Origin of the sequence: Aeromonas sp. S12(2024), from assembly GCF_041402305.1 — a bacterium.
GTDB lineage: Bacteria > Pseudomonadota > Gammaproteobacteria > Enterobacterales > Aeromonadaceae > Aeromonas > Aeromonas veronii.
In genome coordinates this window covers 250,532-263,524 of record NZ_JBGLRB010000003.1, presented here as the reverse complement: position 1 = coordinate 263,524, position 12,993 = coordinate 250,532, and the positions used below count along the sequence as shown (strand labels likewise).

Sequence of the window (12,993 nt, the reverse complement as noted above, 5' to 3'; positions counted from 1 at the left end):
CTTACAGCTGCTTGTCGGCTTTGGACAATTTCAGGTTGAGCAGCGCCAGCGCACCTACGATGAGGAAGATAGCTGTGGCGATGGCACTGGCCAGACCGTAGTCCTGACCACCCGATCCCTGGAACGCAATCCGGTAGGTATAACTCACCAGCAAGTCGGTGGTACCGGCCGGGGTGCTGGCGCCGATGATGTCGGGCGCACCGTTGGTCAACAACTGGATAAGCACGAAGTTGTTGAAGTTGAAGGCGAACGAGGCAATCAACAGGGGTGTCAGCGGCTTCATCAGCAGCGGCACGGTGATCTTGAAGAAGTTCTGTACCGGGCCGGCACCGTCCATGGCGGACGCTTCATAGAGATCTTCCGGAATGGCTTTGAGCAGGCCCATGCAGAGGATCATCATGTAGGGGTAGCCGAGCCAGGTGTTGACGATCAGGATCATCACCTTGGCCAGGAAGGGGTTGGTATACCAGTCCGGCTTGATGCCAAACGCCGCTTCCAGGAACATGTTGATCTCACCGAAGTTCTGGTTGAACAACCCCTTGAACACCAGGATGGAGATAAACGCTGGGATCGCATAGGGCAGGATCAACATGACCCGATAGAAACCGCGCCCCTTGAGCTCTTCCCACTGCACCAGACAGGCCAGCACCATGCCGATAGCCAGGGTGAAAGCGACGGAGCAGGTTGAGAAGATCACGGTCCAGATGAAGATCTGCAGGAAGGGTGACTGGATGCCCGGATCGGTGACGATGCGCGCGAAGTTCTTCCAACCGACGCTCACCACAAAGCCCGGAGCAATACCCTTGCCGACAAACTGACCCTGTTCGTCGATGTACTGATAGAAGCCGGTCTCGCCATTGGGCAGCATCAGCTCGCCATTCTGGGTATCACGCAGCAGGTTGCTGTCTTTGATCACCACGCCGGACTTGAGCACGGCACCATCTATCAGACGGGTGTAGTGCTGCTTCTGGGCGGCAAACTTGCGCAGGCTGCTCAGGGTCAGGTGGGTACCGCCATCCGGCAGCACCAGATCAAGGTCACTCAGGTGAGTACGATGCTCAACAATGGCGCGGATCGGTGCGGCCTTGCTGGCCGCTTCGCCAGTGAAGGGCTGCAGCTCGACCACTTGCTGGGTGTTCTGCACACGGCCCTCGCGGGACGCCAGCTCACGGGCCTTGTTGGTCATCAGGGAAACAGGTTGGCTGATAAAGGATTGATCATCCTGTGTCAGCAGCAACTGGAACTGGCCGTTGTCGCCACCCAGCAGGGTAAAATCGAATTCACCGCCCGCCACCTTGTAGGTTTTCTTCAGGTGGTAGTCCCGCGCCTGCTCCACGGAGAGCAAGTTGGACCCCGAATAGTTGGTGAAGGCAATGCCAATGGTGTAGGCAAGAGGGAAGATGATAAACACAACCATGCCCGCAACACCCGGAAAGATGTAGCGATGGGCATAGGTCTTCTTGTTCATGAAGACATACAGACCGACGGAAACCACCACCAGATCCAGCAGCGCGAATACCCACTCGCCACTGGCGTACATCATCACGGCTGCGTAGCCGTTGAGGATGGCAACCAGGGCCGCTATGGTCCACTTAAGCCAGGTGTGCTTATCCTTCGGACCGGCATAGGACTCAACAGAAGGTACTACTTCCATGCCAATTAACCTTTATAACGCCAAGAGAGATTTGAGAGAGTGGGAGGCCATGACGGCCTCCCGGGTAGTGCGTGCTTACTGAACGATACGCTTGGCAGCAGTATCCAGAGCTTCGTCAACACCCTGACGACCGGAGGTCACGTTCTTGAGGGCAGTTTCGAAGGAAGACCAGAAACGGCTCATCTCGGGAACGGATGGCATCGGCTCGCCAGCCTGGGCGTTCAGCATGGTGGCCTTGATGTGCGGATCGGATTCCAGGGTCTTCTGGAAGGATTTCAGCGCAACGGCACCCAGCGGCTTGTCGGCGTTAACCGGCGCCAGACCGGCATCGGTCAGCAGGTAGTTTTCCAGGAACTCGATGGCCAGATCCTTGTTCGGGCTGGCAGCGTTGATGGTGGCACCCAGTACGCCAACGAAGGCTTTGGCCGGCTTGCCGTTCAGGGTCGGCAGCGGCGCTACGCCGTACTTGATGCCGCTCTTGTCCAGGTTGCTCCAGGCCCAGGGACCGTTGATCATCATGGCCACTTCGCCCTTGTTGAACTTGGCGTCCATCACACCGTAGTCGATGCCTTTTTCCAGGTGACCGGACTTGATCATCTCGGAGATGTAGCCCACGCCCATCTTGGCACCTGCATTATTCACGCCGGTATCTTTGACGTCATAACCGGTAGCGGTTTTCTTGAAGGCATAACCACCGTTGGCAGCCACCAGCGGATAGCTGAAGTACGGGGTGTCATAAGCCCACATGATGGCGCGCTTGCCGTTTTTCTTCAGAGTCTCGTCAATCTTGGCGATCTCTTCGAAGGTTTTCGGCGGCTCGGGCAGCAGGTCCTTGTTATAAATCAGGCTGACTGCTTCCATGGCAACCGGGTAGCCATAGGTTTTGCCATCAACAGTCATGGCATCCCATGCCAGCTGTTCAAATTTGCCTTTGGTGGCAGCGTTCGGCGTTACCGGAACCAGCAAACCGGCTTTGACCCACTCACCGTAACGGTCGTGAGCCCAGAAGAAGATGTCCGGGCCGTTGCCAGTGGCGGCGGCTTGCTGGAATTTCACTTCAACCTGATCCGGGTGAGCCACAGTAACCTTGATGCCGGTTTCTGCTTCAAACTTCTTACCCACTTCAGCCAGACCGTTGTATCCCTTGTCACCGTTGATCCAGATGGTCAGCTGGCCTTCATCGATGGCAGCAGTAGCAGAGCAAGCGACGCCAAGAGTGGCCAGACCGATCAGGGATGACAGCAATTTCTTTTTCATGAGCCTTTCCTTGTATTAGTTCCGCGCTGTAAGAGCATTGTGTGCGAGATGAATATTATCCCAAGCGGCAAACGGCTCACATGACGCAACTCGCATTTTTGAAATGCAATTACGTATTTCCTTCCAGAAAGTTTTGAAAACATTTTCTTATTTCAGGGAATTACGGCCATTTATCGGCTTAATTCCAGACAACCACAGAATAATAATTACCAAAATGAAATAAAATTTCATGAGTGAAAGGGTTTTCACCTCAATGAAAACCCTTTCAGATGGTTTATTTTGTTTGATTTGTTAACAAAGTACCGCGCCAGTTTCGAGGTCTGCCCGGGTGCAATAAAAAAAGAGACCCCGCCGGGGCGGAGTCTCTTTTTGCGAGAAATGACGAGTTGATCACACTCGGGAGCATGACTACGACTGGCGCAGCAGCTGATCCTTGAGATTGGGCGGCACACCCTTGATGGTCAGGGTGTCGGTCTGAGGGTCGTAAAAGATCCGGCTGTTCAACAGCTTCTGCTCAAAGCTCAGAGTCAGACCGCCGCCGGAGCCGACAAACTTGGTCAAACCACGCAGGGTAGAGCGATCCGCCGGGAAACGCTCTTCCAGCTCATACTCCTGACCGATAAAGCTGTAAAAATCGAGGTCACCGTCGCCGGGCAATTCTGCAGACAGCTCCTTGATTTCGATCTCTTCACCGGCACTCGCCTGTTCGGTGCAATATTTGAAGACCTGCTTTTTATAGTCATTGCGCTCGGTCGGCTCGAGCTGACGACTGTCGCAATAATCTTCGACCGCCTGCAGCAAGCCTTTATTTTGTACCTTGGCATCCATGCCCTCGCGGGCACCCAGCAGATCCATAAAGAAATCGCCCAGTTTGCGACCAATGCGCCCCTTGCTGAAGGTGATATAGCGGCGCGAATCCGGTTGGGTTTTCCATTCGGTCAAATCAATGCGGGCCACCAGATTGAGTTTGCCGATATCCAGATACTGGATATGGCGTAATTCCAGCGCTTCGCTGACGGTGACGCTCTCCTTGCCCTCCAGCAGAGCAATCAGCAGATAATCGACCCCGACGTAGTTATATTTGGCAAACAGCAGCACCCCCTGCTCATCGAGGGCGTGCTCCACCAGCTGCTTGACCAGCATCTGGGTCACGGTGACCGAGAAGGGAACGAATTCGGTCTGCTCGGCGAGCAGTTGTTCGAGGGCGATACGAAACGCGGGTGAAGGCTGCTTGGGAGCATCGATGCCGTCGGCCAGCTCGGCGACGGCGGCCTCGGGGTCGGCAAAGAAGCCAAAGCCCTTGCCGCCCTTGCCGTTGTAGATCCGATGCAGTTCCGCCATCAGTCCCTGTACCGCCTCATCAGGGGGCAGGGTCTGGCTGCGGGTATCGGCGTGGGGTTGACCATCGCCGCCCTGGCGCAAGGAGTGAAGAATGATCTTGTCGATATCGAGACTCATGTCACAAAGCCATAGTGTTAGCCGAAAGGGTGAAGTATTATAAGGCGCTTTGAACCGAGATGAACTGAAGATTATGCCTATCGTATCAAAGTACAATAACGAACAATTTGACGCCCTGATGAACGACCTGATCACCGCGCTGGAAAAGCATAAAGCGCCGGTGGATCTCAGCCTTATGGTGCTTGGCAATCTGACCACCAATATCATCAACGGTATGGCACCGGCCCAGCGCCAGGCCATCACTGAAAAGTTTGTCCAGGCCCTGACCGCATCGGTCGATAATCGCCACGACGCACACTGAGTCCCCGACTCTGTTGATTTGACGTTTCTCAACGCAGATGGATCACTATGGTCGAAACCGGTAACCCCTATCGTGATAATGTCTCTCGCCTGATCACCTGGGGGCATTGGTTCTCCTTCTTCAACATTATTCTGGCCATGCTCATCGCCACCCGTTATCTGGGTGCCATCAGCTGGCCATCGACCACGCTTGGCGTGATCTATCTCGTTGTAAGCTGGATTGGCCACTTCTCGTTTCTGAGTTTTGTCACCTACCTGTTGACGATCTTCCCGCTCAGCTTCGTGCTGCCCAAGGAGAAGTCGTTGCGGTTCATCTCGGCCATCATCGCCACCCTGGCGCTGGTGCTGCTGCTGATCGACACCCAGGTATTCCGGCTGTTCAAGTTCCACCTCAACAGTCAGGTATGGCAGTTGCTGCTGGATCAGGCGCAGACCGAAGAGGGCTCAATCTGGAGCATCATCTTCGTTGCCGTGCCCACCATCTTCCTGCTGCAACTGCTGCTGTCGGCCTATGTCTGGCGCAAGATCAACAAGCGCAAGCGCCGCCAGTACGGCAATCAGGTGGGGCTGGCCCTGCTGATCTGCTTTATTCTGACCCACGTGGTCAACAGCTGGGCCGATGCGACCCTCTATCAGCCGATCACCATGCAGAGAGCCAACTTCCCCCTCTCCTACCCCATGACGGCCCGCTCCTTCCTGGCCAAACATGGCTGGCTGGATCTGGATCAGTACGAGAAGCAGGCGGCCTCCCAGGGGGATAACAGCGACAGCCGGATGCATTACCCGCTGCGCCCGCTCAACGTCAACGCCCCCCTGACCCACAACAATCTGCTGATTGTGGTGGTCGACTCATTGCGTTTTGACATGCTCAACAACATCAACATGCCCAATCTGCAGCGCTATGCGGATCAGCATCTGACGTTCCGCAATCACCTGAGTGGTGGCAACGACGATCTGATGGGGATGTTCAGCCTCTTCTACGGGTTGCCCGGCCACTACTACAAGGACATCAGCAGCGACAAGCGTCCGCCGGTGCTGTTCGACGAGATGCTGCGCCAGGATTACCAGTTCGGGCTATTCGGCGCGATGGAAGATGCCCAGAAGTATCGCAAGAGCATCCTCGCCGGTCTGCGCAAACAGGTGTTTGTCTCCGAGCAGAGTGACGATGGCAAGCTGCTGACCGACTGGCAGCAGTGGCTGGAGAAGCGCTCTCCCGAGCGCCCCTGGTTCTCGCTGGTCTATCTCTCGAGCCCCGGCGACTACCAGTTGCCCGCCACCATGAAGGGGCCGTTCCAACCGGAGCTAGCCAACTTCAATCCGGCGACCGCCTATCGGGCGGAGAACCTGCAAAAACTGGAGAACCGCTACAAGAACTCGGTCTTCTATACCGACCAGTTGCTTGAGCAGATGCTGACCAAATTGCAGTCCCAGGGGATGGACAGCAACACCATCGTCGTCATCACCTCCAACCACGGTCAGGAGTTCAACGACACCCGCAGCAACAGCTGGGGCGCAGGCAGCAACTACTCACCCTATCAGGTGCAGGTACCGCTGGTACTGGCCTGGCCTGGGCGCGGCAGTGACGTTCGGGAGCAACCAAGCAGCCATTTCGATCTGGCTCCGACCCTGATGCAGGGGATGCTGGGCGTGCGCAATCCGGCGCGCGATTACAGCGTTGGTCGCTCGCTGTTTGATACCAGCCCGCGCAACTGGCTGCTGGCCGGGGATCAGAATGACTTCGCCATCTATGAAGGGGACACCATCACCCACTTCAACAAGCAGGGTGACTTCGAACTGCTGGAACGCAACAGCTATCGCCCGATCAAGCACGGCACCCCGGATATGGGCGCCATGATCCAGGTGATGAACGAGCTGAACCGCTTCTATCGCAACCAGTGAAACGCCCGTTGATGGCTTGATACCATAAAAAACGCCCCGAATTCGGGGCGTTTTTCGTTGTATAGCCGGGCCACGTTCACGACAGTTAGCCACCCCACCCTTGCGGGTACTTGTAGCCGACGAAACGCTTGGCTGCATAGGATTTGAAAGCCGCCGAGTTGTAGGCTGCCGCCACATCTTTGGCAAAAGGCTGATCCGCATCTGCGCTTTTCACCACCACCCAGTTGATGAAATCGTAGCTGCGCTCCAGAAACAGTCCTTCACTGAACAGGATACCGCTGGAGGCGGCAAAATTACCGTTGATCACCGAGAAATCCACATCCTCGCGCGAGCGGGGCAACTGCGCGGCTTCCAGCAGTACCAGCTTGAGATTGTGCGGATTGTTCACCACATCAAACTCGCTCACCTTGAGCGGGTTTATCCCCTCCTTGAGAGTGAGCCAACCAAGATCCTGCAGCATCAACAGCGCCCGCGCCTGATTGGTGGGATCGTTGGGGATGGCCACCGTGCTCCCCTCTTGCACCTTGTCGAGTGCCGCCAGCTTGCCGGAATAGAGTCCCATCGGACCGGTTGGCACCTGGGTAATGGGCGCCAGCGACAAGCCTCGATCTTTGGCAAAACTCTCCAGATAAGGTTTGTGCTGGAAGCAGTTCACATCCAGTGATCCGTCAGCCAGAGCAATATTGGGGGTCACATAGTCGGTGAACTCCACCAGCTTGACCTTGTACCCCTTGGCCTCCAGCTGCGGCTTGATGGAATCGGTCACCATGTCGGCAAAATCCCCCACCGTGGTACCAATCACAATCTCCTGTTTGGTCGGCAAGGACGCATCGGCGGCAACCGTGGAAAAAGAGAGGCTCCCGACCGCTATCGCGGCAATAAAGGTGCTGGCGCCAGCAGTGGCGCGCAAGGAAGCAGTCAAAGGAGAAGATAAGAAGGAACGAAACGGCATAGGGACTCCCTGTCAGGTACGCATCAAGCTATGGGACTGCGGCGGGGTGGCTCTCAGAGATTAAGCCCCTCAAACTGCAGCAATCTAGCCATCCAAACGGCTATTTCAATTACCATAACAGAGCCATCCACCGCCGCCAAGCAATAAACTGCTGGTTCCACCTCATCACCCTTGCTGTCATCCCCGAATGCATAGCGGCTCTCACGTTGGCACACACAACCATGCCGCTCACGTTCAAGAGCGCACGAGCTCCCCTCGGGATTGCCCCGAATCGAGATGGCTGCGGCGAAGGAGAGTCGCGAGAGGAGTAAATTACAGATAAAAAGATCAGTAGCGAGCAGTGAGAACCATTCTCAATAGAACACATAACCAGTGTCATTGGAATACCTACCACAAACTGAATCGGATTTCTTTGAACCTCATTACGTTTTTTGAAAATGGCTCTTTTTGAACCCCTGTCACCCGTGTATAGATTTCCGTCGCACTCAGGATGAGTGCGATCCAAGATGGAGTTAAAAAATAATGAAGCAAACATCGTTAGCACTGGCGATCACAGCACTGCTGTCGACCCTGCCCAGTGCGCTCGTTCAGGCAAATGAAGGTTGTGCGCCGCTCACCGGCAAGGAGAGCGGCATGGATATCGGACGCAGCAGCACCGAGCGCTGCCTGCCAGGTGCCAATCCTCTGCAGGATCAGCAGTGGTATCTGCTCAACAGCGGTCAGGATGGATTCAGCGCCCGTGGCGGTATAGCGGGCAATGATCTCAACCTCTGGTGGGCTCATCGCACCGGTGTGCTGGGCCAGGGAGTCAATGTGGCCGTGGTGGATGATGGTCTGGCCATCGCCCACCCGGATCTGGCGGACAACGTGCGTCCGGGTTCGAAAAACGTGGTGACCGGCAGCGATGACCCGACCCCGACCGCTCCGGATACGGCCCACGGCACCTCGGTCTCCGGCATTATTGCGGCGGTAGACAACGCCATCGGTACCAAGGGGATAGCCCCGCGAGCCCAGTTGCAGGGGTTCAACCTGCTGGATGACAACAGCCAGCAGTTGCAGAAAGATTGGCTCTACGCCCTTGGCGACAGCGATGCCAGCCGCGACAACCGGGTGTTCAACCAGAGCTACGGCATGAGTGTGGTGGATCCCCGCTCAGCCAACTCTCTGGATCAATCCCAGCTTGATCGTCTGTTTGAACAGCAGACCCTCAAGGCGCAGGGCGCAGCCTATATCAAGGCCGCCGGCAACGGCTTCAACAAGATAGCGGCGGGCGGCTATGTGCTTAACCGCACCGGCAATGGCCCCAAATTGCCGTTTGAAAACAGCAACCTCGATCCCTCCAACAGCAACTTCTGGAACCTGGTGGTGAGCGCTCTCAACGCCGATGGCGTCAGATCCTCCTACTCCAGCGTCGGCAGCAACATCTTCCTGAGCGCGACCGGCGGCGAGTACGGTACCGACGCTCCGGCGATGGTGACCACGGATCTGCCCGGCTGCGACATGGGTTACAACCGCACCGACGATCCCAGCACCAACCGGCTGCACGGCAACCCGCAACTGGATGCCAGCTGCGACTACAACGGCGTGATGAACGGCACCTCCTCCGCCACCCCCAGCACCTCCGGCGCCATGGCGCTGCTAATGTCCGCCTACCCGGATCTGTCGGTACGTGACCTGCGGGATCTGCTGGCGCGCAGCGCAACCCGGGTCGATGCCACACAGAAACCTGTGATGGTCAGCTACACCAGCAGCACCGGCAAGGTGCGTGATGTGAAAGGGCTGGAAGGGTGGGAGCGCAATGCCGCCGGTATGTGGTTCAGCCCGACTTACGGTTTTGGTCTGATCGACGTCAACAAGGCCCTTGAGCTGGCAGCCAATCACCAGCCCCTACCCCCGCTGGTACAGCTGCCATGGCAGAAGATCAATGTCACCGGCAGTGCCACCGCCATCCCGGATGTGGGCAACAGCCCGACCAGCTCAACAACCCGCATCGCGACACCATTGACGGTAGAAGCGGTTCAGGTGATGGTGAGTCTGGATCACCAGCGTCTGCCCGATCTGCTGATCGAACTGGTCTCCCCCGCCGGCACCCGCAGCATCCTGCTGAGCCCCTTCAACAGCCTGGTCGGCCAATCTCTCGACCAGCAGCAGCTGGGCTTTGTACGAACCAAGGGATTGCGCGACATGCGGATGCTGTCCAACAAGTTCTACGGCGAATCGGCGCAAGGCACATGGCGACTGGAGGTAACCGACGTTGCCAACGGTACCCGTCAGGTCTCTCTGCTCAATCGCGAAACCCGTGAGCGTACCACCCTGACCGAGCGCAACAATCTCCAACCGGGCAAGCTGATCTCATGGTCCCTGCGGGTCCTGGGTCACGATGCCAACCGCAGCTAACACGCTAGGAGTATTACCATGAACAAACCTGTTACCTTGCTTCTGGCAACCCTGCTGGCCCCCCTCTCGGGACAGCTCTGCGCCCAGGAGTCCGTCACCATGGATGGCAAGCAGTACAGCACCATAGAGGTGAACGGCCAGACCTACCTCATTCCTGACAACGGCAGCAAGAAGCGGGTCGCCCGCAGCCTTGACAGCAAGGTCCCGCAACAGACCCTGCGCCGCGGTGACGTGTTGATGCAAGGGGCCGCTAGCCCGGAGCTGACTGTAAGCGGCACCCTGCTGGTGGAAGCTGACGATGCCAGCGCCAAGGCGCTGGCGACTCGCCACGGCCTGAACTTCAAACAGAGCAGCGGTGGTATCGCCCTGCTGGAGGCCAAACCGGGCACCGATCTCAATGCCATCGCCACCAAGCTCAAGAGCGAAGGGGTGAATGTGCAGATCGAGCTGTCGGGGGCCGAACAGCAGCCGAAATAGGTCGTGACACACAGATAACAAAGGGGGCCATCATGGCCCCCTTTCTGTGCTGCTTATTTTGATAGTGGCTTACTTGGCACCATGCTGCTCCGCCAGATAGAGCCAGGTATCGACCACCGTATCGGGGTTGAGCGACACCGAATCGATCCCCTGCTCCACCAGCCATGCGGCAAAATCCGGGTGATCGGATGGCCCCTGGCCGCAGATCCCCACGTACTTGCCCGCCTTGCGCGCGGCCTGAATCGCCATCGACAGCAGTGCCTTGACCGCCTCGTTGCGCTCGTCGAACAGGTGGGCAATCAGCCCCGAGTCCCGATCCAGCCCAAGGGTGAGCTGGGTCATGTCATTGGAGCCGATGGAGAAGCCGTCCACGTGCTCGAGGAACTTGTCTGCCAAGAGGGCATTGCTCGGGATCTCGCACATCATGATCACCTTGAGCCCCCGCTCGCCGCGGCGCAGACCGTTCTCGGCCAGGATGTCGATCACCTGCTCCGCCTCGCCCACGGTGCGCACGAAGGGGATCATCACCTCGACGTTGGTCAACCCCATCACATCGCGCACCCGCTTGATCGCCTCGCACTCGAGGGCAAAGCAGGGGCGGAAGCTGTCGGCGATGTAGCGGGATGCGCCACGAAAACCGATCATCGGGTTCTCCTCGTGGGGCTCGTAGCCACGACCGCCCACCAGATTGGCGTACTCGTTGGACTTGAAGTCCGACATCCGCACGATCACCCGCTCCGGCCAGAACGCGGCCCCCAGAGTGGCGATCCCCTCGGTCAACTTGGCCACGTAGAACTCACGCGGGCTGTCGTAACCGGCGATCATCTTGCCGATGGTGGCCTTGAGCTCTGGGGTTTGCTGGTCAAACTCCAGCAGTGCCTTGGGGTGCACCCCGATCATCCGGTTGATGATGAATTCAAGGCGTGCCAGCCCCACCCCGGCGTTGGGCAACTGGGCAAAGTCGAAAGCGCGGTCCGGGTTGCCGACGTTCATCATGATCTTGATGGGCAGGCGCGGCATATTGCCCACCTCGGTCACCGCCACATCGAAGTCCAGCTCGCCGTCATAGATAAAACCGGTATCCCCTTCCGCGCAGGAGACGGTGATAAGCTGGCCAGCCTCGATGCTATCGGTGGCATTGCCACAGCCCACTACCGCCGGAATGCCCAGCTCGCGGGCGATGATGGCGGCGTGACAGGTACGGCCGCCCCGGTTGGTGACGATGGCGGAGGCCCGCTTCATGATGGGCTCCCAGTCCGGGTCGGTCATGTCGGTGACCAGCACATCGCCGGGCTGTACTTCGTCCATCTGACTGATGGAGGAGATGACCCGCGCCGGGCCCGCGCCAATCTTGTGACCGATGGCCCGCCCCTCGATCAGCACCTTGCCCGCTTGCTTGAGGGCAAAACGCTCGAGGGTGTTGGCCTCCTGGCGGCTGCGCACGGTTTCCGGGCGTGCCTGCACGATGTAGAGCTGGCCATCCTGCCCATCCTTGGCCCACTCGATGTCCATTGGGCGGCCATAGTGCTGCTCAATGATGAGGGCCTGTTTCGCCAGCGCCATCACCTCCTCATCGGTGATGCAGAAGCGGCTACGCTCGGCTTCGTTGGTGTCGACAATCTTCACCTGACGGCCGTGACCAGCATCGCCCGAGTAGGTCATCTTGATAAGCTTGGAGCCGAGGGTCTTGCGCACCACCGCCGGGCGCCCCCCCTTGAGGGTAGGCTTGTGCACATAGAACTCGTCCGGGTTGACCGCGCCCTGCACCACCATCTCGCCAAGACCATGGGCGCCGGTGATAAAGACCACGTCGTTGAAACCGGACTCGGTATCCAGGGTAAACATGACGCCGGAGGCGGCGAGATCCGAGCGCACCATCCGCTGCACCCCGGCCGAGAGGGCAACCCCCTTGTGGTCGTAGCCCTGATGCACCCGATAGGAGATGGCGCGATCGTTGAACAGAGAAGCAAACACATGCTTAACCGCCGTCATGACGGCATCGATGCCACGTACGTTGAGGAAGGTCTCCTGCTGACCGGCAAAGGAGGCGTCCGGCATATCCTCGGCGGTGGCGGAGGAGCGCACCGCAAACGAGGCCTCGACACCGGCACTCAACTTTTCATAGGCAACCCGGATAGCCTGCTCCAGCTCGGGCTGGAACGGGGCTTCGATCACCCAGTCGCGGATCTGCTGACCGGCCCGGTTGAGGGCGGCGATATCGTCCACGTCCAGATTGTCGAGCAGATGGTGGATCTTGCCGTTGAGGCCGCTTGACTCCAGAAACTCGTTAAACGCAAAGGCGGTGGTAGCAAAGCCCCCCGGCACGGATACGCCGACGCCAGAGAGGTTGCTGATCATCTCGCCAAGGGATGCGTTCTTGCCGCCAACTCGTTCTACGTCCTGCATTCCGAGTTGTTCGTACCAGAGCACGTACTGTTGCACTTGGATGTCTCCAGGTTGGTGGGCACCGATGCCATAGCACCTCGTGCGCCCGATTTAATCGATGAGGTTATGGGTAAGTCAGGTGCGTTATTGTCTGTTTCTTCTGTTGCCAACGACCATGAAAACGTTTTCTATTGGTTTTCAAAAAAATCCCCGA

The 12,993-nt window shown here is 57.8% G+C and carries 9 protein-coding genes; 4 read left to right on the top strand and 5 right to left on the bottom strand.

Annotated features, from left to right (window positions below; genetic code table 11):
• Window position 1: 1 nt before the first annotated feature.
• From malF to yejK, 3 genes are all read right to left on the bottom strand, one after another.
• The gene (gene malF / locus ACB035_RS04765) at window positions 2–1,654 is read right to left on the bottom strand and encodes a maltose ABC transporter permease MalF (protein ID WP_163129835.1); all 1,653 of its coding nucleotides are present in this window, start codon (window positions 1,652–1,654) and stop codon (window positions 2–4) included.
• A 75-nt stretch (window positions 1,655–1,729) separates the two neighbouring features.
• Window positions 1,730–2,911: a maltose/maltodextrin ABC transporter substrate-binding protein MalE gene (gene malE / locus ACB035_RS04760; protein ID WP_005333871.1), complete on the bottom strand. Its 1,182-nt coding sequence runs from the start codon at window positions 2,909–2,911 to the stop codon at window positions 1,730–1,732.
• A gap of 408 nt (window positions 2,912–3,319) precedes the next feature.
• Window positions 3,320–4,369, bottom strand: coding sequence for a nucleoid-associated protein YejK (gene yejK / locus ACB035_RS04755; protein WP_224969837.1), 1,050 nt, complete (start codon window positions 4,367–4,369; stop codon window positions 3,320–3,322).
• Between the two features lie 73 nt (window positions 4,370–4,442).
• On the opposite strand from yejK, the gene ACB035_RS04750 reads away from it, so the two are divergent.
• Window positions 4,443–4,670 (top strand): YejL family protein, encoded by a 228-nt coding sequence (locus ACB035_RS04750; protein ID WP_005333874.1) that lies wholly within the window; start codon window positions 4,443–4,445, stop codon window positions 4,668–4,670.
• Between the two features lie 47 nt (window positions 4,671–4,717).
• A complete protein-coding gene (locus tag ACB035_RS04745) occupies window positions 4,718–6,568 on the top strand; it encodes a DUF3413 domain-containing protein (protein WP_005352950.1) in 1,851 nt (616 codons plus the stop codon).
• 85 nt (window positions 6,569–6,653) lie between these two features.
• On the opposite strand, the gene ACB035_RS04740 is transcribed toward ACB035_RS04745, so the two are convergent.
• Window positions 6,654–7,520: a MetQ/NlpA family ABC transporter substrate-binding protein gene (locus ACB035_RS04740; RefSeq protein ID WP_371166793.1), complete on the bottom strand. Its 867-nt coding sequence runs from the start codon at window positions 7,518–7,520 to the stop codon at window positions 6,654–6,656.
• A gap of 522 nt (window positions 7,521–8,042) precedes the next feature.
• Between ACB035_RS04740 and ACB035_RS04735 the strand changes: the two genes are divergently transcribed.
• Both ACB035_RS04735 and ACB035_RS04730 read left to right on the top strand, forming a co-directional pair.
• Window positions 8,043–9,917 (top strand): S8 family serine peptidase, encoded by a 1,875-nt coding sequence (locus ACB035_RS04735; RefSeq protein WP_371166792.1) that lies wholly within the window; start codon window positions 8,043–8,045, stop codon window positions 9,915–9,917.
• 18 nt (window positions 9,918–9,935) lie between these two features.
• The gene (locus ACB035_RS04730; protein ID WP_058056145.1) at window positions 9,936–10,394 is read left to right on the top strand and encodes a hypothetical protein; all 459 of its coding nucleotides are present in this window, start codon (window positions 9,936–9,938) and stop codon (window positions 10,392–10,394) included.
• A 69-nt stretch (window positions 10,395–10,463) separates the two neighbouring features.
• Here ACB035_RS04730 and ppsA read toward each other — a convergent pair whose 3' ends face one another.
• Window positions 10,464–12,836, bottom strand: coding sequence for a phosphoenolpyruvate synthase (gene ppsA, locus ACB035_RS04725; RefSeq protein WP_371166791.1), 2,373 nt, complete (start codon window positions 12,834–12,836; stop codon window positions 10,464–10,466).
• Window positions 12,837–12,993: the final 157 nt, after the last annotated feature.